General features: G+C 33.2%; 30 protein-coding genes. 24 read left to right on the top strand and 6 right to left on the bottom strand.

Annotated elements, in window-relative coordinates; genetic code table 11:
* Nucleotides 1-84 precede the first annotated feature (84 nt).
* The 6 genes from CSE16_RS22255 to CSE16_RS13070 all read left to right on the top strand — a co-directional run bounded on the left by CSE16_RS22255 (nt 85) and on the right by CSE16_RS13070 (nt 3746).
* A complete protein-coding gene (locus CSE16_RS22255; protein WP_099424308.1) occupies nt 85-372 on the top strand; it encodes a TIGR04104 family putative zinc finger protein in 288 nt (95 codons plus the stop codon).
* 204 nt (nt 373-576) lie between these two features.
* Complete coding sequence (locus CSE16_RS13090; protein ID WP_099424307.1) at nt 577-1062, top strand: peptide ABC transporter substrate-binding protein; 486 nt, start codon at nt 577-579, stop codon at nt 1060-1062.
* Nucleotides 1063-1316: 254 nt separating this feature from the next.
* The gene (locus CSE16_RS13085; RefSeq protein ID WP_157764819.1) at nt 1317-1628 is read left to right on the top strand and encodes a hypothetical protein; all 312 of its coding nucleotides are present in this window, start codon (nt 1317-1319) and stop codon (nt 1626-1628) included.
* A gap of 142 nt (nt 1629-1770) precedes the next feature.
* Nucleotides 1771-2256 (top strand): NUDIX hydrolase, encoded by a 486-nt coding sequence (locus CSE16_RS13080; RefSeq protein ID WP_099424305.1) that lies wholly within the window; start codon nt 1771-1773, stop codon nt 2254-2256.
* 248 nt (nt 2257-2504) lie between these two features.
* On the top strand, nt 2505-3467 hold the full coding sequence (locus CSE16_RS13075) for a hypothetical protein (protein WP_099424304.1): 963 nt from the start codon (nt 2505-2507) through the stop codon (nt 3465-3467).
* Between the two features lie 9 nt (nt 3468-3476).
* The gene (locus tag CSE16_RS13070; RefSeq protein WP_099424303.1) at nt 3477-3746 is read left to right on the top strand and encodes a CD3324 family protein; all 270 of its coding nucleotides are present in this window, start codon (nt 3477-3479) and stop codon (nt 3744-3746) included.
* 194 nt (nt 3747-3940) lie between these two features.
* Here CSE16_RS13070 and CSE16_RS13065 read toward each other — a convergent pair whose 3' ends face one another.
* Nucleotides 3941-4357, bottom strand: coding sequence for a DUF3888 domain-containing protein (locus CSE16_RS13065; protein WP_099424302.1), 417 nt, complete (start codon nt 4355-4357; stop codon nt 3941-3943).
* A gap of 162 nt (nt 4358-4519) precedes the next feature.
* Here CSE16_RS13065 and CSE16_RS13060 point away from each other — a divergent pair, with 162 nt between their 5' ends.
* Both CSE16_RS13060 and CSE16_RS13055 read left to right on the top strand, forming a co-directional pair.
* Entirely contained in the window at nt 4520-4897 is a 378-nt protein-coding gene (locus CSE16_RS13060; protein WP_099424301.1) for a hypothetical protein, read from the top strand.
* Between the two features lie 292 nt (nt 4898-5189).
* Nucleotides 5190-5801 (top strand): histidine phosphatase family protein, encoded by a 612-nt coding sequence (locus tag CSE16_RS13055; RefSeq protein WP_099424300.1) that lies wholly within the window; start codon nt 5190-5192, stop codon nt 5799-5801.
* A 126-nt stretch (nt 5802-5927) separates the two neighbouring features.
* Here the strand turns inward: CSE16_RS13055 and xerA are convergent, their stop codons facing one another.
* On the bottom strand, nt 5928-6767 hold the full coding sequence (gene xerA, locus CSE16_RS13050) for a site-specific tyrosine recombinase/integron integrase (RefSeq protein ID WP_099424299.1): 840 nt from the start codon (nt 6765-6767) through the stop codon (nt 5928-5930).
* Nucleotides 6768-6944: 177 nt separating this feature from the next.
* Between xerA and CSE16_RS13045 the strand changes: the two genes are divergently transcribed.
* Together CSE16_RS13045 and CSE16_RS13040 are read left to right on the top strand one after the other, a co-directional pair.
* Nucleotides 6945-7430: an SMI1/KNR4 family protein gene (locus CSE16_RS13045; protein WP_099424298.1), complete on the top strand. Its 486-nt coding sequence runs from the start codon at nt 6945-6947 to the stop codon at nt 7428-7430.
* A 174-nt stretch (nt 7431-7604) separates the two neighbouring features.
* Complete coding sequence (locus CSE16_RS13040) at nt 7605-7868, top strand: CPCC family cysteine-rich protein (protein ID WP_099424297.1); 264 nt, start codon at nt 7605-7607, stop codon at nt 7866-7868.
* Between the two features lie 180 nt (nt 7869-8048).
* On the opposite strand, the gene CSE16_RS13035 is transcribed toward CSE16_RS13040, so the two are convergent.
* A complete protein-coding gene (locus tag CSE16_RS13035; RefSeq protein WP_253896084.1) occupies nt 8049-8591 on the bottom strand; it encodes a hypothetical protein in 543 nt (180 codons plus the stop codon).
* Nucleotides 8592-8785: 194 nt separating this feature from the next.
* Between CSE16_RS13035 and CSE16_RS13030 the strand changes: the two genes are divergently transcribed.
* The 6 genes from CSE16_RS13030 to CSE16_RS21590 all read left to right on the top strand — a co-directional run bounded on the left by CSE16_RS13030 (nt 8786) and on the right by CSE16_RS21590 (nt 11744).
* The gene (locus CSE16_RS13030) at nt 8786-9262 is read left to right on the top strand and encodes an NUDIX domain-containing protein (RefSeq protein ID WP_157764818.1); all 477 of its coding nucleotides are present in this window, start codon (nt 8786-8788) and stop codon (nt 9260-9262) included.
* A gap of 118 nt (nt 9263-9380) precedes the next feature.
* Complete coding sequence (locus CSE16_RS13025) at nt 9381-9845, top strand: GNAT family N-acetyltransferase (RefSeq protein WP_099424294.1); 465 nt, start codon at nt 9381-9383, stop codon at nt 9843-9845.
* A gap of 191 nt (nt 9846-10036) precedes the next feature.
* On the top strand, nt 10037-10426 hold the full coding sequence (locus CSE16_RS13020) for a YhfM domain-containing protein (protein WP_099424282.1): 390 nt from the start codon (nt 10037-10039) through the stop codon (nt 10424-10426).
* Between the two features lie 118 nt (nt 10427-10544).
* On the top strand, nt 10545-10724 hold the full coding sequence (locus CSE16_RS13015; RefSeq protein WP_099424293.1) for a hypothetical protein: 180 nt from the start codon (nt 10545-10547) through the stop codon (nt 10722-10724).
* A 210-nt stretch (nt 10725-10934) separates the two neighbouring features.
* Entirely contained in the window at nt 10935-11153 is a 219-nt protein-coding gene (locus CSE16_RS13010; protein WP_099424292.1) for a hypothetical protein, read from the top strand.
* 444 nt (nt 11154-11597) lie between these two features.
* On the top strand, nt 11598-11744 hold the full coding sequence (locus CSE16_RS21590; RefSeq protein WP_172954389.1) for a hypothetical protein: 147 nt from the start codon (nt 11598-11600) through the stop codon (nt 11742-11744).
* Between the two features lie 368 nt (nt 11745-12112).
* Here CSE16_RS21590 and CSE16_RS13005 read toward each other — a convergent pair whose 3' ends face one another.
* On the bottom strand, nt 12113-13453 hold the full coding sequence (locus CSE16_RS13005) for an aminotransferase-like domain-containing protein (RefSeq protein ID WP_099422258.1): 1341 nt from the start codon (nt 13451-13453) through the stop codon (nt 12113-12115).
* Nucleotides 13454-13569: 116 nt separating this feature from the next.
* Here CSE16_RS13005 and CSE16_RS13000 point away from each other — a divergent pair, with 116 nt between their 5' ends.
* Both CSE16_RS13000 and CSE16_RS12995 read left to right on the top strand, forming a co-directional pair.
* A complete protein-coding gene (locus CSE16_RS13000) occupies nt 13570-14490 on the top strand; it encodes a DMT family transporter (RefSeq protein ID WP_099422257.1) in 921 nt (306 codons plus the stop codon).
* Between the two features lie 376 nt (nt 14491-14866).
* Complete coding sequence (locus tag CSE16_RS12995) at nt 14867-15358, top strand: hypothetical protein (RefSeq protein WP_099424291.1); 492 nt, start codon at nt 14867-14869, stop codon at nt 15356-15358.
* A 403-nt stretch (nt 15359-15761) separates the two neighbouring features.
* Here the strand turns inward: CSE16_RS12995 and CSE16_RS12990 are convergent, their stop codons facing one another.
* Entirely contained in the window at nt 15762-17048 is a 1287-nt protein-coding gene (locus CSE16_RS12990) for an MFS transporter (protein WP_099424290.1), read from the bottom strand.
* 12 nt (nt 17049-17060) lie between these two features.
* Nucleotides 17061-17669 carry a TetR/AcrR family transcriptional regulator gene (locus CSE16_RS12985; RefSeq protein ID WP_099424289.1) on the bottom strand — a complete coding sequence of 203 codons (609 nt, stop codon included), beginning with the start codon at nt 17667-17669 and terminating at the stop codon, nt 17061-17063.
* Between the two features lie 449 nt (nt 17670-18118).
* On the opposite strand from CSE16_RS12985, the gene CSE16_RS12980 reads away from it, so the two are divergent.
* From CSE16_RS12980 to CSE16_RS12955, 6 genes are all read left to right on the top strand, one after another.
* The gene (locus CSE16_RS12980) at nt 18119-18646 is read left to right on the top strand and encodes a hypothetical protein (RefSeq protein WP_099424288.1); all 528 of its coding nucleotides are present in this window, start codon (nt 18119-18121) and stop codon (nt 18644-18646) included.
* 311 nt (nt 18647-18957) lie between these two features.
* Nucleotides 18958-19266 (top strand): hypothetical protein, encoded by a 309-nt coding sequence (locus CSE16_RS12975; RefSeq protein WP_099424287.1) that lies wholly within the window; start codon nt 18958-18960, stop codon nt 19264-19266.
* A 184-nt stretch (nt 19267-19450) separates the two neighbouring features.
* Complete coding sequence (locus CSE16_RS12970) at nt 19451-20728, top strand: IS110 family RNA-guided transposase (protein WP_099424286.1); 1278 nt, start codon at nt 19451-19453, stop codon at nt 20726-20728.
* Nucleotides 20729-21261: 533 nt separating this feature from the next.
* Nucleotides 21262-21672, top strand: coding sequence for a hypothetical protein (locus CSE16_RS12965; RefSeq protein WP_099424285.1), 411 nt, complete (start codon nt 21262-21264; stop codon nt 21670-21672).
* 352 nt (nt 21673-22024) lie between these two features.
* A complete protein-coding gene (locus CSE16_RS12960; protein WP_099424284.1) occupies nt 22025-22594 on the top strand; it encodes a sigma-70 family RNA polymerase sigma factor in 570 nt (189 codons plus the stop codon).
* The gene (locus CSE16_RS12955; protein WP_099424283.1) at nt 22587-23360 is read left to right on the top strand and encodes a polyphosphate kinase; all 774 of its coding nucleotides are present in this window, start codon (nt 22587-22589) and stop codon (nt 23358-23360) included. Before CSE16_RS12960 ends, CSE16_RS12955 begins: the two co-directional genes overlap by 8 nt.
* Nucleotides 23361-23632 lie beyond the last annotated feature (272 nt).

Genomic DNA, 23632 nt, shown 5'->3' with positions numbered 1-23632 from the left:
GCTCTTTTTCTTATTGAACTAACGCATCAGGGTAATAAATCAATGCCTTAGAAGATTTAGCAATTATAATGGAGGTGATTAGCTTTGCAAAAGTGCGAGAAATGCAATGCACATTTCAGATGGAGTGAAATCTCTAATTCCTGTTGGCGGAATTATAAACCGATTAAATGTAACGAATGCGATACAACACATAAGATAACAGTCCCAGGCAGATTAATTTTTGTCTCTTTTACTATTCTTCCAATGCTCATCTTAGCTTATACCCTGCCCCCTTATAGCAATGGTTTTGTGATACTTGGCATAGCTATTTTTATTTTTATAATTGGTTCTTTGTTGGCACCTTTTTTTGTTACTTATAAGAAGTCTGCGTGAACTAATGTACTTAAGCTAACGGGGGCTTTAGTTAAACAAGACCATCATTTCGATGGTCTATTTTTATGTCTAAAACACCATGTAGGCTTCGGTGAACCATTGTGAAATGTTACACTTAAACTAACGGAGCAGTTTAGTTCAAGAAGAGTTTTATGAAACGTATTTAAAAATAACATCAGCTATAAGCTGTAGGAGGTAATAAATTTGAAGTTGAAATATTTCTGTATTCTGATTATACTGTCGGTATTGCTTTCTTCTTGCAATACTGGAATAGAATCAAAGGAACATTTAGGAGAAATATATAGTATTGCATTGGACTCAATAATGGAACAGGATGAAGCATTAAGTAGTGATATAAAGTATATAGCTATTGATATGAATAATTTTGAGGAATTAAATGAAAGTGATAAAAAAGAAATTTTAAGCTACTTTAAGGAAAAATATAAAGTTGAAGTAATGGACGCTACTTTTGAACAACTGAAAGAAAAGGGATTACTTAATCCAAATACGATGAGTTTGGATGGCGTACTTCTTAAAATAGAAAAAGTTGATTTTAAGTTTAATAATAAAATCTTTTTTGAGGGTTCCAAGTATCGTTCGGGTTTAGGGGCAGTTGGAGTAGAAGTTAAAGTTCATTATAAAGATAATAAATGGAAATCCAAAGAAGTGAAAAAAACTTGGGTTAGTTAATTATTATTGTGCTAACGGGGAGCTTTAGTTAAACAAGACCATCATTTCGATGGTCTATTTTTATGTCTATAACATCAAGTAGGATTCGGTGATCCATTGTGAAATGTTACACTTCAACTAACGAGGCAGGTTAGTTGAAGAAGCTTATATCAAATTCAGTGATATTGGCTTTATAAAATGAAATGGATATTTATCCCAAAACTTGGTACAATATTCTTACAATTAGATATTCAAAAATTTAAGGGGTGGGAATGTTGAACAAATATTTTTACGTTAGCATTTTACTAGGGGCATTTGCTTTATCAGGTTGCACTGATGATAAAGCTGATAACAAAGAATTTACAGAAGAAGCAGCACCGATTCCTTTAAACCTAACGAAAGAACAAAAAGAAGATTATTACAATCAATATTTAGAGATTGTAGAAGACCTAGGGGTTGAGTATCCATCAGCGACTATGGGAGTTATACCTTTCGACGAAATTCTTGATGAAGATTGGGTTGAACCAGAAAAACAAAGAGAACTCTCAATTAATTTTTTGGAAAACGGTGTATTTTTTGCTAATTAAAAAAACATAAATAAAAAACTAGTTCAACAAACGAGTGCTTTACTTGAAGATCATTGAGTTGCATATGCAGCTCTTTTTTTCTTTATTGAACTAACGGAACATTTACTTGAATAATCTTTTAGAAACATTGGGGGAGTTATTTGTGTCTGAAAAAAAATATCACAGGGCTTTTGGTGTATATGGAGTTTGTGTGGAAGATGGAAAACTATTGGTGATAAAAAAAAACGGTGGTCCTTTTATAAACCGATATGACCTTCCTGGAGGCAGCTTAGATGAAGGTGAAACTTTATCTAAGGCAATGAAAAGAGAGTTTATTGAAGAAACGGGTCTTGAAATTGAAATTGAAGAAAATATTGGTGTCATCGATTTCATACTCCCTTGGTTGTGGAGAGATTTTACGGATGTACACCATATTGCAGTTTACTATTCTGTAAAAAAAATAGGCGGAGAATTAAGTGTACCTGAACAATTCGATGGACAAGATTCACTTGGGGCATTATGGGTATCGGAAAAAGACGTTTCTTTGGATAATGCTTCACCACTTGTTCTAAAAGCCTTTGAATGGTTAAGAACCAAAAGTTTAGGTATTGATGCTAAAGCTTATGAAGATTGGAATGTCTTAAAATAAGTAGATTTGTTATTGTACTAACGGGGGCTTTAGTGCAACAAGGATTTCAAATGGTCCCCAAACGACGCTTTGGGGATGTTTTTTTCTTCAACTAATATTTGTATATTCAAAATGAGGCGATTCTTCAATATGAGGTTTCATAAAGGATTAATAGAAAAATGTTTGAGTCTTTTTGAAAAAATTTTCAGTATTTTAATTATTTGGGATAAAAGCCATAATTAAGTTACAAATCAAAAGGAGATGATTAAATGCTTAATCAAAATGTAACAATTAGAGAAGTAAATACCTCGGACAACTTTGAAGAAATTTATAAATTGATAAATGAAACAGAAAAGAATTTCTTAGACCCCACAATAAAAGCAAATATTTCATTAGGTGAATCACCAAAATATTTAAAACAACAATATTGTAATTCAGATTCCCGATGTAAAGGTTTTGTCGCAACAGACGTTAATGGAAATATCACTGCTTTTATGGGGATTATCCCGTCTAATATAACAAAGAATGGTCATATTCAATATGGTATCTTGGAAGAAAATGATGAGTTAACTAAAGAGTTATTAAATCGATGTTCAGTTGTTATTCAAAAGCAAGGGGGTACAAAGATTTTTAAGTTTGCATTTACTAAGTTTGGGCAAGTAAGAAATAAAGAAGTCTCTTTTTATGAAAAATATGGCTTTGAATCTGATGAATACTCCTTTGTGACAATGAAATTATCTCTACAAGACTGGATGGAACCTGCCCATTTTGATAGTTCTTTAATTGAATCAAGTAAGAATTTAGATAGAAAAGTTATTCAGGAAATATTGAAAGAAGATGGCGAAGATGCAATGGCAGATTTATTTAAAAATCAATTTTCTATTAGCAATCGTCTTGATGAGGTTGTTCTTGTTTTACGTGATAGACAATCTCAGGAGATAGCTGGTGTTGCATATTATCGGGTAGGTTTATTTAATAAAGATACAAAAAATGAATCCTTTGAGGCTTCGGCATTTGGTGTTCATTTTAGACCTAAGTTTAATATAAATACAGACGAAAAGAGAAGATTTATTCAAGGTTCTCTTAAATCTATGTTGGAGTTAAATATAAAACAAGTAATCACTCGTCTTACTTTAAAAAACTTTGATACATTTGTTATTTTAGTTAAGGAAGGTTTCAATAATGAAGGTTTAGAACAAATAAATACATTACGTTTATATAAAAATTTGTAGGCGTGTTCTATGAAAAAATACATTAATGCAAGAGACATATTGCCTGAAAGCCTTATAAAAGAGATACAAAAATATGTTAAAGGTCAGCATATTTACATTCCTCAAAATGAGCGAAAAAGATGGGGAACTGATACAGGTTTACGTGAAGAAATAATAAAACGAAATGAAGAGATATTTTGTTTATATAGTGGTGGAAAAAACTTATCCGAATTGGCAAATATATATAATCTAAGTGAAGAAAGAATTAGAGGAATTATTTATGAAAGAAAAATTGACTGAGGACTATGAAAACGAACTAAGTTTTTTGTTGAACGGGTGCTTTAGTGAAATAAGGATTTATAACGTATACAAAATAAACCTAATAAACGTTCCCAAATGGAAGTTAGGGAACCAACCCTCCATTCAATTGAATGAGTGGGTTTTTTGGCTGCTTATGAACAGTAAGTACCCAAACGACGCTTTGGCTGTATTTTTCATTCTGGAGGGTATTTATATGTTTTTAAGTGTGTGTGATTTACTAATTTAACTTCAGGTCCAGAAGAAATTTCATAGGTCATTCTGTCTTTCCCTATTGGAATCCATTGCCCGCCATCAGTAGGCTCTATGTCAAATGTAATTTGCAATTGGAAGCCACGAAAGCCATTAATTCTTCTTGTTTCTAACACCTCAATTTTCCAAGGGGCGACACTAGGTGAAAAATCCTTTACAATCTTTGGATAATAATAGTTACGCAAATCATTTTCAATATAAGGAGTCAGCATATTCATAAGCATATCCTGTAATCTAAGTTCTTCAGAGTCCTGAGTTGGTACAACTGATGACACGATTGTTGTTTGAATAGAAGTAATAAGAACAAGGGATAGTATAAAAATGATTAACATCTTTTTCATTTTTTTCAATACACCTCTTTAGGACTTTATCTAAATTAATTGTATTGTTCCCTTTGCTGAATATATTATGTGCTTATTCAACTAACAGGGGCTTGCCTTCAACAGGAGTAATTGTTTTTTTCTTCACGTAATATAAAAATAATTGGTTTGGTGGGATTTATAATGAGTTTATATAGTAACGCATACGCAATCGTTTTAAGGGAAAATGTCATGTTGTTGATTATAGCAATTGCTTTATTGTTCTTTACGTTCTCATTTTGGGTTGGAATCCCCATTTTTGTAATAGGGAATATGCTTACTGAATTAAATACACCTATTTTCATGCAAGGTGTTTGTATCTCAATTTTCGTCGGCTTGTTCTTTTCCTTATTTTTCATTCCAATCAATTTAAAAGTTGCAAAAATGGTTGGGGAAATGAAATATGTAAGCATAACACAAGCATTCAGTCGTTTACACTTAGTATTTGTCCTAATAAGTGCAATCGTTTTTTATTTTGTTATTAGCATTATTCTTTGGACTACAGGGGACTTTCTCTTTTAATCATTCATTATTCTTGTTAGTTATTAAACTAACGGGGGCTTTAGTTAAACAAGACCATCATTTCGATGGTCTATTTTTATGTCTAAAACATCATGTAGGCTTCGGTGATCCATTGTGAAATGTTACACTTAAACTAACGGGGCAGTTTAGTTTAACAAGATAAGTCAACAATTTGTTGGCTTTTTTGTTGAACATTGTCGCATTATGTGGAGTATAACAAGAATTTATAAATAGATTTTTTAGATTCCGATTTAACTTGGTTTATATTATTATTAAGAGGGGAGGGATCAATTTGAGTCAAATAATATATCTACTTCGTCACGGAGAAACGGTTTTTAATACACAAGGTCGGTATCAAGGGGAATTAAATTCCCCATTAACCGACAATGGGATAGAACAAGTTGAACGAAATGCAAAATTATTAAAAATTATTATTGGAGATCCAAATGAGTGGAGAATTGTTTCTAGTCCACTGGGGAGAGCTTTACAGAGTACCGAAATTATCTGTGAAACAATAGGATACGATATTAAAAAGGTGGAAAAGGATAATCGCTTAAGTGAGGTTGCTGTAGGATCATGGGCTGGATTAACATCTAAAGAAATCGAGTTATCCTGGCCCAACCTATTTAATAACACAGATTTATATGGTTGGTTTTTTAATTCGCCTGATGGAGAAAGTTATGAAGCTGTTGAGAACCGATTGACTGCTTGGCTTGATAGTGTGAAAAATGAACCTAAAGTGATTGCCATTTCCCATGGATTGACTGGGAGGATATTACGCGGAATTTACTCTGGTATGCAAAAAGACGATGCTCTCAAATTAGAAGTATCTCAAGATGTTTTCTTTGAATTATCAAACAAAGAAATTCAGAAAATAAGCTCAGAATTCGACGACTTTTATTAAATCCAATCCAATTTTCGAGTTTTCGTATGAGTCTCAAAATGTTACGTATCTTTAACTTACTTATTGGACTAACGGGGGCTTTAGTAAAGTAGAGCAACGTCATTTAAGAAGTTGCTCATTTTACATTTAAAAGTACTTTTGATAATACTCTTTTCGTAGTTTTCCGCTTAATTGAGCGTATATCCTTGTGGTTTCACTTTTCTCATGTCCCATAAGACTTTGAATGACTTCAATAGGAGCGCCATTATTCAACAAGTGAGTTGCATAGCTGTGTCTAAGTTGATGTGGATGAATCTCTTTATTAATTTCAGCACGATTGGAGATCCGCTTGATGATGTATCGCATTTGGGCAACACTCATTTTATGTGGCTGCCTTGCTGTTACAAAGATGAAAGGGTTATTGTCATTCCGACTTTCAATATACCGTTTAAGCCATATGTCGCAACGTGTATTAAAATAAACTTCCCTCTCCTTATCACCTTTTCCTCTAACAATCGCAGATTGATTGGACCAATTAATATGGTTCTTTTCTAAAGTAACTATTTCTCCAATTCGACAACCAGTAGAAAACATAAATTCAAAAATCGCTCTTTCCATTGGGGAATGACAGGATTCACGAAGGTGTTCAATCTCCCGTTCGGTTAAATACTTGGGTATCCTCTTACCTACCTTAGGTTCTTTAATTTTAGAAGTTGGATTCTTACTCAGGTAGCCTTCTTCATGAGACCAACGAAAAAACGATTTCATAAAGCGAATACGATGTGCAAGACTGGCAGGTTTTAAATGCTTTCCGGATATAGCGAGATATTCCTTCAATTGGTTTGTATCCAGCAATTCCATCTCTACATCTTTAAAATAACCAATTAGTAGCAAAGACTGTAACTTGTATGCCTTCAACGTTTGCGGAGAAAAACCTTCTATTCGCTTATCGGCTTCAAACAAAGCCCATGCTTTTGACAGTAACAATTCTAGTCCCCCTAATAAAGTGATATTAATGGAATTATTACCAATTTAATAGAATAATAGACATATGGAATGTTTTTACTAACGCAGCAGTTTAGTGGAAGAAGGAAATGACATAAATACAGGGGTACATTATACTTAGGCTATCTACATTTTTTTATAAAAAAGGAAGGAATAAGTATGGAACTTGAACTTTTGATTGATAAAATAAAAAACTTCCCAAACTGTGTAGTTCATTCTCCTTCAGGCTATCCAGTTGTAGAAAAAATTCATCTATTACCAAACGATTTATATGAATTTTATAAAATATGTGGTGGAATTGACTTATTTATTGAATGTGATTATGGAATAACAATCGTTCCTCCTAACGAGTTTGTACTAGCAAACCCTCTAATAATAGGTGAAAAAGCCGAATATGATATTTCTTCAAATTGGTACATAATTGGTCGTGATGGTAATAACGATTATTTAACAATTGACCTTAATAAGTCACGTTTAGGTAGATGTTATGATAGCAATTGGGAAATTCACGGTGTAGTTGGTAGTTGCCCTATAATCGCCAATTCCTTTACGGAATTATTAAATCGGCTAGTAATGAATTACGGTAACCTTTGGTATTGGCATGAAGATGATTTTATCTCTCTTGGAGATGCATATGATGTATGAAAGGCTTGTTGAACTAACGGGGGCTTTAGTGAAAGATCATTTCAAGAATCTTCCCAAACGACGCTTTAGGAACTAATGTTATACTTAAGACTGTAATGTATTAAGCTGTTCCGCAAACGGGCCATTTAATGTAAGAAGTAGTATTTTGAAATTTCATTAAAAGTGGGTGATTGCATGAAATATACTTGTCCTTGTTGTGGATATAAAACATTACCTGAAGAGCCATCAGATACTTTTTATATATGTAGGATGTGTGGTTGGGAGGATGATGGAGTTCAATTTCATAATCCAGATCTTGGTGGAGCAAATAAGGTTTCGTTAAAGCAAGCACAAAAGAATTTTATTAAATTTGGAGCATCAGAAGAACGCTTTGTTAAAAATGGAAGAAAATTAAATGAAGAATATATAAAAGATCCTAATTGGAAGCAGTTATTATAGAGGAGAGTTATTCAGCTAATAGGGGCTTTAATGAGACAAGGATTTATAACGTATACATAACTAAAACTAATAACGTTCCCAAAACAAAGTTACCCCCATTCAATTGAATAGGGGCTTATTTTGGCTGCTAGGGGCTCTTTTTTGATAAGGAAGTAAGTGTTAGTTATAAAGTATGCACCCCTATCGTACCGAGGCGCTTGTTTTAACATCTTTGAGTTTATTTTTATTTCCTTCCCAAGTTAAGATCAGATGATCCACGTGTCCACCATTTCCTCCTTGAGGGGCCGTTACGATAATATCGTTCACTTTGTTGCCCGTATAGTCACCAATAATCAAGTTTGGTTCTCGGGCAGATTCCCCATACAATTTTCCATCCGTCTCTTTGACCATCCAATCATATTTTATGTATTTTTTAGTTTTTCCCTCCTGCACGATGATGGATAAATCATTCGCATACACATCCAGTTTTCCATCAATCTTTTCTTTTGTACCCACCAATATCACATTGTCTTTAACTGAATTACCGTTAATATCGGACACCTTGCAGTCGAGTACATACGTATTTTCCTTAAGTTTAAGTTCGGGTACTTTGAATTTTTTACCAATTTCTATTTTAGGCAACGTTTTTTCGGATTGCTGAGTCACCACTTTTGAATCTGCCTGTTTTGCCAACGAAACTTGTGGCGCCCCGATTCCAACTGCACAAATGAAACCTGCCAACACTAAAATCTAACCTCTAAGGAATATGCAGAGGATAGATGATTTTAATCAATCTTTATTACAAAGCTACACTTAATGAAATATAAAAAAATACATCCATTATCTCAAAAAAAACGGGACAGTTTAGTTGAAGAAGGAATTTGTTACAGAAATCAAGAATTATATTAGCAATCAAGAGAATAAAAGGTTGGGTGTTTATGATAAAAATGAGAATAATGACGGGGGCTTATCTTTTTAATGATAGTAAACTTTTAATGATGAAACGTTCTAAAGAAAGGGCAATAGCACCTAATTTATGGACTGGAATAGGTGGGCATGTGGAAGCCAATGAACATAGTAGTCCTGAAGAGTCTTGTTTAAGAGAGATTTTCGAAGAGACAGGAATTAGAAGTAATGAAATAGAAGGACTTGAACTCCGTTATATAGTACTGCGAAGAAGCAAAGATGAAATTCGCCAACACTATATTTATTTTGGAAATACATCAAAGATAAATTTTATTAATTCAGATGAAGGTACTTTGCATTGGATAGATTTTTCGGAAGTTTTAAACCTAAAAATGCCTTTAACAGTTAAATATATGATTGAACATTTTTCAAATAATCCAGATGAACAATCAGTGTTTATAGGGTCAGTTAATCATTCAAAGATGGAATGGTCTTGTTTGATTGATTAACCTTATTAAACTAACGAAGCAGGTTAGTTGAAGTAAAAGTACTTTAATTTGAATATTGAAAATATGCAATTTTTTGAAAAAATGTTAAAATTGAAATATAGAATAGGAGGAAAATAAATTGATTACATTACAACCTATGAACCAAGAGGAGTTCAAACAATATATCAGTTATGCAATTGAAGACTATGCAAAAGACAAGATTGCTTCCGGAAATTGGAGTAAAGATGAAGCGATAGACTTGTCGAGGGAATCATTTGAACGACTACTACCAAAAGATGAGAAGACCGAGAATAATCATTTATTGTCTATCTTTCACAACGACATCTTAATTGGAATGATTTGGATTTCGCAAAAAGCGACTACAAATCCTAGTGAAGGCTTTATATATGATTTTGTAATTATTGAACAATATCAAGGGCAAGGGTATGGTAAGAAAGCAATGAAAGAAGCTGAAATTATTGCTAAAGAGTTAGGTATGAATAAAATTGGTCTAAACGTTTTTGGTCATAACAAAATTGCACGTGGCTTATATGAAAAAATGGGTTATGAAATCACGAATATAACAATGGCTAAAACAATTTGATAATGTAACACTAAAGCCCAAGTACCCAATTAATATTGGGGACGCTTCTTCAACTAACGGGTGCTTTAGCAGAATAAGGCTGCCTTTAGGGTAGCTTTTTCTTTTTGAACTAACGGGGCAGTTTAGTTGAATTAGGAATTGTGACTTTTTTCCAATATAAACGTCTAATGAGAAAGATATGGGGGGATTTAATGAAAAAAACTATTATCTACTCGTTTATAGCTATTCTTGTGTGTGCATTAGGATTTTCATTTTTTTATAACGGATTTTCAGGAATCCAAAGCATGACTATCCAAAAATATGATGAACCAATTGAAAAAGGAAAAATCACTACCGACAAGGAAAAAATAAAGACCATCACTGGAATCCTTAATAGGTCAAATCGTGTTACTGCTAATTATGAACTTGTATATCCTCCCGATTACAAAATTCAGCTGAAGTATAAAGACGGTAAGACAGAAGTTTTATATGTCAATAAAAATTTTGGATCAAACATAACACTTTTTGTTAGTGATGTGCGTGACAGCTACAAAATCAATGATAAACAAACAAAAAAAATATTAGACCTTTTACTGAACTAACGGGGGCGTTAGTGAAAGATCATTTCAAGAATCTTCCCAAACGACGCTTTGGGTGCATTGTTCAATAAACTTCAATGCTATAATCAGTAAAATAAAGATACAGGTTTTGGAGGTTTGAATGAAAGTTAGAAAAGATATGAGACAAAAATGTCCTAAGTGTGGTTATGAAAAATGTATAACAAAGGCTGTAGTTGATAATCCAAGGTATCCATCAGGTGTTATTTTAAGATGTAAACAATGCAAATCTATATTTTCATTGGACAATGGTGAATGGGTATTCTTCAAAGAATGGTATTAGAGTGTAATGACTTTTCACTAACGGGTAGCGTTAGTACAACAAGGATTTATAACGTATACATAAATAAACCGAATAACGTTCCCAAATGAAACTTTGGTTACTTTATGTAAAAAAGTCTCCAAATATCAAAAGGTAATTAATTCTAATTTAATTTAGTAGGAAATGTATAATTGAATTATTAGAATTCTTTAATACGAAGGTGGTAAAATAATGAATTTCCCAGAACATTCTCAAATACGTTTCCCAAAGTTAATATTACACTCATTTTTATTACTCATCTTTTTGACACTAATATCTATAATTACCCAAGGCTTGATTAAGTGGATATTTAATATAAATTTCTCTTCAGTAAAAGGACCTACTACAACCTTAGTTATGATTTGGATTTTCTTTGCTATTCAGAATAAAAAATATCAGAAAGATGCTTAGTTTAAATGGGTATAACGCTATAATTTTACGAATAGCTTATGCATCTCATAGTTAAATAACGTTCCCAAATAGAAGTTTGGGAATACACCATTAAGCCACGAATGTTGTTAAATCAACGTTCGCGGCCTTTCTTATGAATATTGTTTATACGTTTTTTATACAAATGGCACAAACGGTTGATATAGCAGTATTTTCACATGTTTGGTTTGTTCTTCACTTTGCATAAAATCGTGTATATTTCTTAACTTTGTAAATCCGCATAAATATGGCGCTACCCCGGATTTAGCGGAAAAAGCTGCCTTTAGGGGAGCTTTTTCTTATTGAACTAACGGGGCAGTTTAGTTTAAGAAGAACTTCGTTAATTGGACTATATATATCCTGTTTACTAGTGGTAAATTTTGCTGAAGTAAGATTATTAAGTATATATTCTGGGAGGGGCTTCTAGTGTTGAGATTTATTGATGACTTAGCAGGAGCTATATATGATATTTTTAAATTTATTATTTGTGCGATTAGCTATTTACTTGCAGGAATGATAATTGTTGCAGTTCCAATGTATCTTATAGTTTGGGTTTTCGGCTTTTTTCAATAATCATATTCAATTAACAGGTGCTTTACTTGAAGATCAATGAGCTGTATAGACGGCTCATGATTCTTGTTGAACTAACGGAGCAGATTAGTTGAAGTGCGTTGTTTAACTTTTGTTCAACAATCGGGCCATTTAATGGAATAATCCAGATTTAGAATAATATACGAATATAAAAGGATTTTTTAATGTGAAAATCTATCAGTCGATGATAAAGTAAATCTGATTTCGAAGAAGGAACACTATAGGAGTCAAGAGAAACAAATAAAGATGAATGTATTAGACAATAGTAAAGGGGGGAAGGATTTTAGTCATGTTTAATATCCTTCCCCCCTTTATGCTTTCGAACAAGGAAGTTCTGCCTACCTGAAAAATTATAAAAAGTAGTTTTGAGGATTTTTTAATGCACTTGCAATTTTCCTAATTCCTTCATCAATTCGATGGGCGTCAACATTTGAAACATTCAACTTCAAAATCCGTTCGTGGTAAAAGTCATCTAAATAATTTCTTTCAACTGAATCCAGATATATGCCTTCTTCATGCAAATGATAAACAAATGATTTCAAATTCACACGCTTGGGCAACCAAATATGACTATGCATTACAATTTCTGATGATGATTCGTAGTTAGGTATATGATCTTGTATTGATTGATGCAGAATTTTCGCGCGTTCATGATAGATATTACTGATTTTCGTTTTATTATGTTCAAACAAACCATTTTTCAAATAGAGATATAATGCGGCTTGTGAAATCATAGAGCTGTCGATATCCGTTGTCATTTTGTATTTTTGAAACATGTCAATTATTGAAGGTGGAAGAACCGCCAATCCAACTCTTAACCCGGGAAACATAATTTTTGAAAAACTTTTTAAATAGATGACTTTATCATGGTAATCATCTGCAAAAAGGGGATCGTTCTTCGGATTGTATTCGAAATCTGCTAAATAATCATCTTCTAAAATGTATACATTATATTGATCTGCTAATTGTAAAATAGCCTCTTTTTCTTTTTTACCGTATGAAGTTCCTAAAGGATTATGAAAGCGTGGCATTGTATAAAAAAATTTAATATCTTCTTCATGAAATATTTGCTCTAGTCGACCTAAATCAATGCCATTCGCAGTACGTTGAATTCCTATTGCTGGTAACTGTAAGGTTTTTAGCAGATCCATATATAAATGATAACTTGGTTGTTCAACTAGAATGGTGGAACGATTATTTGGAAAGGGCATAATACTTAATAAAGAAAGGGCCTGTTGAACACCTGTAGTGATGAAAATCTGTTCGTTATGCGTGAATACTTGGTAAGATTCTAACAGTTTTTTAGCTTCTGCTATAAGTGGCGGCCAACCTTTTGGCGTTCCGTAGCGAAATAATTCTTCTTGATAGGTATCAATTGCTTTATTTATGCAGTGTTGAAATTCTTTATAAGGAAATGCATGCAAAGTAGGAGATGCACTCGCAAAGTCAATTATGTCAGTGGAAAATGGCGTTTTGAAGACGTGATTATCCACAACATAATAACCACTTTTCGGTAGAGCATAAATAATATGTTGCTCCTCCAATTTCTTTAAAGCAGTCAATACCGTGCTTTTACTACAAGAATATTGCCCAGTTAAATTTCGAATGGATGGTAGTTTTGCACCGGTCGAAAATTTACCAGATTGAATTTGCATCAGAAGTAATTGATAGACTGATTCATATTTAAGCATCATAAACCTCCTTACACATCTGTATCGGTACAGATGTGTATTTTTTATATCGTAAAGGTTTTTATTATCCCTTACGATAATGGTACCGGCCGGATCAATATAAGGGGGGAATCGAAATGAATGAAAATAGAAATGCCTATATCGCAGCAACCATCTATGCACTCATTATCGGATTGTCATTTATGTTTGTAAAAGTGACATTAACGGTTGCAACACCGTTAGATACATTGGCTCATCGGTTTACCATTGCATGGATCGCAGCCACAGTGTTGTTCGTGTTAAAAAAGGAATCAATCAAAGTAACAAAAAAAGATGTACTGCGGATTGCCTTGTTAGCCATCTTTTATCCGACACTCTTTTTTGCTTTTCAAGTATTTGGGTTAGTGCATACATCTTCATCGGAAGCTGGTATTATTCAAGCAACATTACCAATTTTTACGTTAATTTTTGCAAGTATCATCTTAAAGGAAACATCTACACGTAGTCAAAAAATAGCGATTGGTTTATCAGTACTCGGTGTGATGTATATTATGTACATGAACGGGGCAAGGGGTACAAATACAAGTCTCATCGGGACTGGTTTAATTTTACTTTCAGCACTTACCGCCTCACTATACAACGTATTTGCTAGAAAGTTAACACAACGCTATTCGTTATTCGCTATCACATATATCATGACATTGTTTGGGTTTATAGCTTTTAATGGACTGGCACTGACAAACCATGTAATGAATGGAACAGTCCATCAGTTTATGCAACCTTTTGGTCACTGGGATTTTGTTCTTGCCATTTTATATTTAGGGATCCTATCGTCTTTAGGAACGGCCTATCTTTCAAATTATGCTTTATCAAAAATAGATGCATCGAAAATGAGTGTTTTCAGTAATTTTGCTACGCTCATTACCATTTTAGCAGGGGTCATTTTTTTAAAAGAGGAATTTCAATTATACCACATTGTAGGATCTATTATCATTATCATCGGTGTTGTTGGTACAAACTATTATGGTGAAAGGGGCAAATCAAATGAAAAAATATAGTCTCTTGCTAATCATAAGCCTCATTTGAGGATCTCAATTGATGTAGGTTCCATTTCGTTATCTGCTTTAAAGCACTGATCGGTGCACTTTGTTTATCAGTGATTAGTCTGTTCCAATCCAAGAAAAAACCACACACTCAATAATAAACTATATTTTTGGATTGGACTTTTTGAAGTCGTCTTGCCGTTTATTCTTAGCGGGATTGTTGCATAAGCGTCTCTGTTCTTATTCAACTAACGGGGGCTTTAGTGAAAGTCCGTTGAGCGATTAAGCGGCTCTTTTTTCTTATTCAACTAACGGGGCAGGTTAGCGGAATAAGAGATATAATTATCATAGCTTTACTCGTAGACAATTGATAAAGGAGAAATCCCATCTTATGTTTAGTTTTTTAAATATAGCAAAATTAAAAAAAGATGATTTAAAAGGCATTGCAAAATTAATGTATCGGGATGTATCAGATGATTCCTGGGATAAAGAGAACCTAACTAAAAGAAATTTAGACTTCACTATCGAGAGTATTCGTTACATTGATATGTATGCAAAAAGATTAATAAATACGGATTTTGGTACTGAACTGTTAAATAAGCATTTTGATAATTTTGTGGTTCGAATAGGTGCGTATATTGGTGAGGTTATCAAAAATTATATTAATCAAGACTTTTACTGGTATGAGTCTGATTCTGTACGTAATTACTCTCCCAGTCTTGATGGAGAGTTTAGTAATAGCAAAACACAGAGTGTTCTTTATTCTAAAAAGAGGGATATGGTGATATTACCTTTGAATGTGGTATCGCAATTTTTGAAAGGGAACTCCCCATACAGTAATCTTCTTACTTACGTAGAAGAAGCGATTAAGCAAAATACTTAAATAAGAAATGTTACTCAACTAACGGGTGCTTTAGCAGAATAAGGCTGCCTTTAGAGTAGATTTTCTTTTTGAACTAACGGGGCAGGTTAGTTGAAGAAGAGAAGCCTGTATATTTGAATGACGTCGAAGAGTTAATACAAGGAAGTTTTAAGAAAAAACACAAAGGGGTGAATATGATGACCAAGAAAAAGGATTTTAGGTAGTTTTGAACTTTGAAAGAAAGTTGCACCATTTTGAAATTATCAAGACCTAAATTGTAACAAATCATAAAAATAAAGGGTGATACATATTAATCATATATAATATGTATCACCCTTTTACTTCTTGCTCAGTAATTGCGCCCGATTGCGGAAAATCGTTTTCTAGTTAGTTTCTTTTCATACATTAGTGGAAAAGCAACCCTTTAATAAGAAACAGGTACTTTACTTTCATTCTTTTCACTAACTTTAGATTCTAGCGTTATTGTTATTATGTAGTACAAAAATGTACCAGTTAACCCTAGAATAAGAAGCAATCCCCCCATATATATGGGGCGAATCCACTCTCCAACGATGATCAACAACGAAGATACAATCATTGCTCCGTAGAAAGTCAAGCTATTAAAAGCCATATAGGTGCTACGAGCGTTTGGTGGTGCAAGTTCCCCTAACATTGCCTGTTTAATAGGAACGTACATCAGTTCACCAATTGTTCCAATAAACATGGCAATAAAAAGAAACAACACGCTGTTTGTAAAAGCAAAAGCACTAAAACATATAGAAAAGATCAACATTCCTGTAACTAGAGTCCAGCGATCACTCCAATTTCTAAATAAGATTAATACAACACTTGATAGGAGAACTACAAGAATTGTATTCTCCGTTCGGAGAATACCCAGCATCTTTGTGCCATCAAGCATGAAATCTATTCCAAACAATGAAGCTGAATGATGGGGTATATCTTTTTCAAGACGAATCCCAATATAGTTTGTTAAAGACTGTTCCAAGGAATAGATCAAGATCGCACCGAAAATATAAAACATAAACAGCTTATCTTTTAAAACGGTTGAATAGGTTTGAAACATCTCTATTGATGAAAATTTTTTCTTATAATTAGAAGACTTAGATGAAGGTAACGGTGTATAGGTTTCTGTGATGAAGAATACGGTCATGAATACAGATAACAAAGAGATGAGTGAAATCCCAATAAATAACTCAAACAAGTGGTTTTTAAAAAGAAATGCTCCAATGATTCCTCCAATAGCAGTTGATAAATTCCCCAACCAGTAGCTAATTGTAAATACGAGCTTTCTCGATTCGGAATTAGTAACATCAATAATCATAGCTTGTGCTGCAGGCTGAAACATTCCTCCAAAAAACATATTGATGATAAAGAATGCTGCGGTAATATAAGGAAGGTTAAACCAAGGAGAATTACAAAGTGCTATAAACAGATACGAAAGCAATATACCAAGTTCAGAATAAATCATTATTTTTCTCCGGCCTATTTTGTCTGAGATATGCCCCCCCATAAACCCTCCAATGATCCCACTAATCACAATTATTATAAGAATAATACCCGTTTTAGTAGCTCCGATTTTCTGAGTAAAATAGATTGCCAGAAAAGGTATAACAGCCATGGAAATAATGCTACCAAGAAATTGCATGGCCAGGCGAAGTTTGACGTTGGGATGGATATCTCTCAATTTCATATAAATCCCTCCTTATTTATTAGAGATAGGTCCAAATAATCTCAGGGCTTGTATCGTTATATCCTTCCACATCAAGTTTGTATATTCATCAATAAACGTTAAACGCATTCCATTTAAGATGGATAAGTACGACTCAGCAACTAATGAAGGTGATTCTTCATAAAAGTAACCTAGCCTTTGCCCTGCTTCAATAACCGGATGAATACTGTCTATAAATGCATTTACGAAATCGTTTAGTTCTTTAAAAAGCTTTGGAAATCGATCGGGTCTCGCAAGAACCTGCTGAATTAGACGTAGGTATTCACTTCTCATTGAAAAGAGTTGTACATGGCAATCTATCATTTCTTTCACAACTTCAAGAGGCTCACCTTTAAAGTGTTCTTCTATCTCAATAAAATATGGTTTGATTTCCTCCAATGGTTCCAAAATTGCTGATTCATAAAGTGCTTCTTTTGAATCAAAATACGTAAATACGGTACCAAAGCTAACTCCTGCTTCTTTTGCTATTTCGGCAACTTTTGTCTCTGCAAAACCATTCTCACTATATAATTTAATTGCAGCGTTTAGGATAGTAGATCTTTTTTTTTTCTTTTTTTCATCTTTAGTAAGTCCAGGTTCCATTTAGATTCTCCTTTCATAAAATGATTGATTAATCAATCAAATTTTATTGTAATTTGTTTCCATTGTCAATATTATAAAAGAATTTATTTTCATATTTTTTACAGTTAGTTATATTCGAACTTCGTAAACGAATAAATTTATTTTAAAAGTTGTTATTCCATTAAATGGCCCTTTTGTGGAGCAAAAATTAATCAGGACTCTTCAACTATGCTTCAGTAGTGAGGAAGAGGAGGGAGAACAACGTTCTCCTTCATAACTTTTTATCAGTTAGAGTAGTTTTAAGCTTTTCGAGAAAATGTGAAGAGTTTCACTTAAACTAACGGGGGCTTTAGTGCAACAAGCATTTCGAAAATTTTCCCAAACGACACTTTGGGGACTTTTTTATTCATATTATTATATTTACAACAGTAGAATGTTACGTTATAGAAAAAGCATTAGGAGGATTATTTATGAAGAAAAAAATAAGAATTATATTGTCCTTATTCGTTCTTATCTTTGTTTTTATGACTACGGCATCTTATGCAAAGAATTATCAATTTGAAAAAAAATTTCTAGATATAGGTTATGAAGAAGTTAATAAGGCAGTTGAAAAAAGTAAAAAGCATTTTAAACAAGAAATTGCATTGCCTCTTCAGATACCACCAATTACATTTACTCATAATTTTGGAAGGTTCAATAATTCGGAGGGGTCAGATAATGACTCCCTCGAAATCAAATATATAAATAAAAATACAGGGGAAAATCATTATCAAATTCAAGTAAGACCAATTGATTTTAAAGTAAAGTTTGAGGGAGAAAAGATAGATCGAACATTAAAATTAAATGATGGTAATGATGCAATTTATAGTACTGCCGTAACAGGTTTTAATATTTTGACATTTGATAAAAATGGATTGCAATATATTCTAAGTCTAGATAAAAAGGTATCTGATAATGCCTTAGAAATTTTAATGGAAATAGCTAATTCAATAAGTTAATAATATTAGCACCGAATTTAACAAACTTCTTAATGAATCACGCATGATTCTAAGGTTTGGTAACCGTTATTCTAATAATAAAGAAGTTGAAACATTAACATCACAGTGCAAAACATTTCGGAAATTTTCCCAAACGACGCTTTGGGAAGGTTATACTTCAACTAACGATGCAGGTTACTTCAATAAGCAGGATAATAGTTGGATACGTTGAATAATTATTCCACTAATTACACAAAACAAAATAATCTCCTTGTGAGACGATCGATAACGAAATTTTTTTAGATAGAATATAAATTTGAAAGAAAAAACAAATGGCAAAGAAAGTATGGTTTGGATATATTATATATTTTATTTCTTATGTTCTTGTTTATCCTGTGAGCTATATACCTTTTATATTACTAATGTTTGGTGGTCTTTTACTTCCTGAACAATCACAGGAAAATGTTTTTATTATTTTCGGTATATTAGTCACGATAATTGGTGCTATTGTTTTGAATTTCTTCTTCAAAAGAAGTATGAAATTGCAAAAAAATAATAAGTATTCACTGGCAATATTTATTGCACATTTAATTCTTATTCCAATGACATACTTATTTTTTTTCGTAATTTACGAAGTATAATTGTTCTTATAGAAGTAACGGGGGCGTTGATCTAAGAAGGATTACGCACTTTTTTGTTGTTAAGCTAAAGGAGCAGCATTCCTGTTTGAAAGATGTTCGAGGTCTTGAAAGAAAAGGAGCCCTCTAGTATGATGCATGAGTGTCAACGACCATTGACCCATCATCAAACAAGGAGGACTCCTTTATGCATTCTAAATGGAATAACAAAATTAATCAAGTTACTGAAAATACACTGGTTGTCGGCATGGATATTGCTAAGCGTATTCATTACGCATGTTTTGTTGATGAACGCGGGCGAGTAATAGAAAAAGCTTTTGCGGTACATCAATCGAAAGAAGGTTTCGAAAATTTGTATGAAAAGATTCGTCAAATGATGAAGGAAGCTAAGAAAACTGAAGTAATAATAGGGATTGAGCCTACAGGCCACTACTGGATGAACTTAGCCTATTTCTTAGATCAATACGGATTCCCACTTGTCATGGTGAATCCAATGCACGTCAAACGTTCGAAAGAACTTGATGATAATTTGCCGACTAAGAATGATAAAAAAGATGCATTAGTCATCGCACGGTTATTGAAAGATGGACGCTTTAGCTATCCACGAATATTAAAAGAAGTAGAAGCTGAACTAAGGATTGGTTCTACTCTTAGATTAAAGTTAACGGAAGATCTAGCAAGTATTAAAAATCGAATCATTCGTTGGCTCGATCGATATTTTCCTGAATTCACTCAAGTCTTTCCTTCTTTCGGAAAAATGGCACTTACTGCATTAGAAAGAACACCAATGCCACAGGACATTCAAGGGAAAACCGCGGAAGAACTTGTATTTTTCTACCGTCAGGTAGGGGGTATGAGAGCTCCACAACTACCAAAAGCTAAGCTACTCATTGAAAAGGCTTCAAACTCTATAGGACTGACAGAAGGACAAAAGATGGCCAAACATGAAATCGCCACACTCCTACGTCAGTTTCGCTTATTAGAAACTGAAATCGAAGCAGTGAATGACCAATTAACTGAATTGGCAAAGACAACGATGGAATATGACCTACTCGCGTCAGTACCAGGTTTAGGAGATGCGACAATTGTTGATCTACTTTCCGAAGTAGGGAGTTTTTCACTTTACGAAAATCCACGCCAACTCATTAAACTAGCGGGACTAACATTACGTGAAAACTCTTCTGGTCAACATAAGGGCCAAAAGCATATATCAAAACGTGGACGTAAGAGACTTAGACATATCCTTTTCAAAGTGATTGTTCCTTTGATTCGGCATAACCTAGCATTCAAACAACTTCACGAATACTACACCACAAGGAATCAGAATCCCTTACGGGGTAAGCAATCGATGGTAGTTCTCTGTGGTAAATTACTGAAAATATTACATGGTATTTGTAAAAAGAAAGTGTATTTTAACGAGCAACTTATGATGAAAGATCTCTACTGTCTTGGAGAGGCAGCGTAAGCATTTCGATCAAAGAGCTATAACAAAAAGGATGATACGGAGAAGCCGGCAATATCACTAAACTTAGACTATGAGTCCCCGGAGCAGCTTAGCAGGCCTCTGCCTTATGAATAGACCGAACGAAGGAATGTAAGCGCGTTGACGCTAAGAGACATGGGAGGGTACGTCGTCATAAGCATCGCAGAGATCCATTGTGCATCAAAATAATGGATAAAAAAGCTAATGATTTCCATTAGTTTTAGCGAAGCGTACGCTTCATTTGGTAATATAATCTATAAATTCAAGACTCTGTTTATCAGAGGGGAGAAAAATATTTTTCTTAAATCACGAAGTGATGGAAACCGTTGATATCTCAATGTTTATAGAGGGAGTTTAGTTCAATAAGCAGGTATATTTGGAAGGACGCCAAAAAGGGGATTAGATTCAATTGAAGAATATTTCTATGTGCATTTTTATCATATGTTTAAAGAATAAACAGATGAAACAAAGGAGGAATTGACATTTCAATTATTCGATTGAAGAGAATAAGTATTTTGTTGCTTGTTTTAGTTTTATTACTTTTAGGATGTACAGAAGAAAAAGCTAATGATGGAGATTGGAATTTAAGTCCTACATTCAATGTCGATAATCTAACTTTGCATGGAACTGAAGGGAAATTTGGTGTTATTAAAGTAAATGGAGAAAGCAATGAACCTGAGTTTCCAGCAAAACAAGGAAGACTTTATGCAGTTTATTTCTTGGATAGTCTCGAAGAACTTAATGGAAAAAAATATAAAATGACGGCTACACATAAAGAAACTGGTGAATCTGTCAAACTTCATGAAAAAAATATTGAAATGGAACAGAATGCAGCGAAATTCGGATTTGACAAATTAGGGTTATGGAAAATTGATGTAACTATTGATGAAAAGCCTTATACAAGTTTTGTTGTGGAAGCGAAATAAGGGATTGTGTTATTCAACTAACGGGGGCTTTACTTGAAGATTATTGAGTTGCATATGCAGCTCTTTTTTTCTTTATTGAACTAACGGGGCAGTTTAGTTCAAGAGTGTTGTTTAACTTGTGTTCAACAATCGGGCCAGATTGTGGAGCAATAACGAAATAAGCACATACTTTTATTCGGAAATGGTGAAAATACTTCAAATGATTTTTCTTTATAATCAGTATTAATTGCATAGATTGTCTAAGTAGAATTTATAGTATGTTAATAAAAAATAAAAAAATTCCAAAAAAGTGCAATATTTTATCTATTTGTAGTGTCTTATTATTTAAACGGAAAGTAAGGAGGGTTTTTGAATGGAATTGAAGCAAAGTGAATTAGATGCCATTAAATCAAATCCGCTTGAAGCAATAGTGGATATTATGGATACATATGGAACTGAAATAAAAAAGTTTGTTTATATGTATTTAAAAAATGAAGCGGATACGGAGGATGTAACCCAAGAAGTGTTTGTGTCCATCTATCAAAATATACATACTTTTAAAGGGAATTCATCGCTAAAAAGCTGGATTTATTCAATTGCTGCAAATAAATGCAAAAATCATTTAAAACGTGAACGATTACGTCATTTCAATTTAATTGAGCGATTAACTCGACAGCAATCAAGCGTTTCCTCGAAGCAAGAAGACCTATCGGAGCTATATTTACAAAACTCCTTAAATAAAGGTCTATTTGAAAAAGTAATGGATTTACCTATCAAATATAGAGAAGTCGTAATCCTTTATTATTACAAAGAATTATCCATTAAAGAAATTTGCGCCATCTTAAATGAAAAGGAAAGCACCTTACAATCTCGCCTATTAAGGTCCCGGAAAAAGTTAAAAGATTCAATACTTAATGAAGTAGGAGGCATCATTCATGGATAAACAATTAAAGGAATTGGATTTCGAAAAGAAAATCAACGTTACATTTACAGAAGAGAACAAAAGGAATGTATTAAACAAAATTCAAAAAGTTGAACAAAAGAAAATGTCCAAACCTCATTATTTACAAAATGCACTTACATTCACTTTCACAATTGGATTAATTTTCTTCGGTTACACTATGTTCGCTAATAACGATGTTCAAGAGAGTGCCGAAGATTCCACTCAGTTGAATAATCAAACCCCTCCTAATAGTGGAGATTCAAATGCTGTAATCACAAGTGAAGTAGATAAAGAACATAAACAATTAAAAGTCAGCGCTAAATATTCTTATTGGGATCCAATTACCTTTACTCGAGTAGATACAGAGACAAATAAACGTGTCGAGTATGATTTTTCAGATCCAAATTATAATTTATTTGCTGCTCACCTCAAAGCTGCTGCCATTACAGAAAATACTATTTTTATGGGAGCAGTTAGAGGTAATGAGATTCCCACTCATACTATTTATATTAAATATTTAAACGAAATATTGCTCTTATTAGGCAACATTGAGCCAAGTCAAGAAAATTTAGAGGAATTAACGCAAGCCAAACAAATTACACAACGCGTTCTTGACGAGGAGATAAGTAAGAGGGATCCAATTTTAGATGAACTTCACATGATTTTACATGATTTAGACGAATATTATAACGTAAAACCTTTTAAAGACAATGTTATGACACAAGATGGGCTTCAAGTATTATTACCGGATGAAACAGAGGATTAATAATAGTAAATGGTTCACGCTATTTCTACGCCACAATTAAGTAATATGGTCATAGCACATAATTATTGGAGAATTGATACAATGCGTCTGCTACGTTAATGGTAATAGTGTGCGTATGGCAAAAAGCCAACTATCTGATTTCCATCAGATAGTTGGTTTTTTTATACCATATTTGCTCTGTTGAAAGATTTCCATCTTAACACTTCTAAATCTTTAAAGTGATTTCTGCAATAGAGAGCGGTCAATTGGTAAAGAGCACAGTAGCTACTTTC

Origin of the sequence: Solibacillus sp. R5-41 (assembly GCF_002736105.1) — a bacterium.
Lineage (GTDB): Bacteria > Bacillota > Bacilli > Bacillales_A > Planococcaceae > Solibacillus.
The sequence above is the reverse complement of the archived record's forward strand: the minus strand, read 5'-3'. Positions and strand labels throughout refer to the sequence as shown.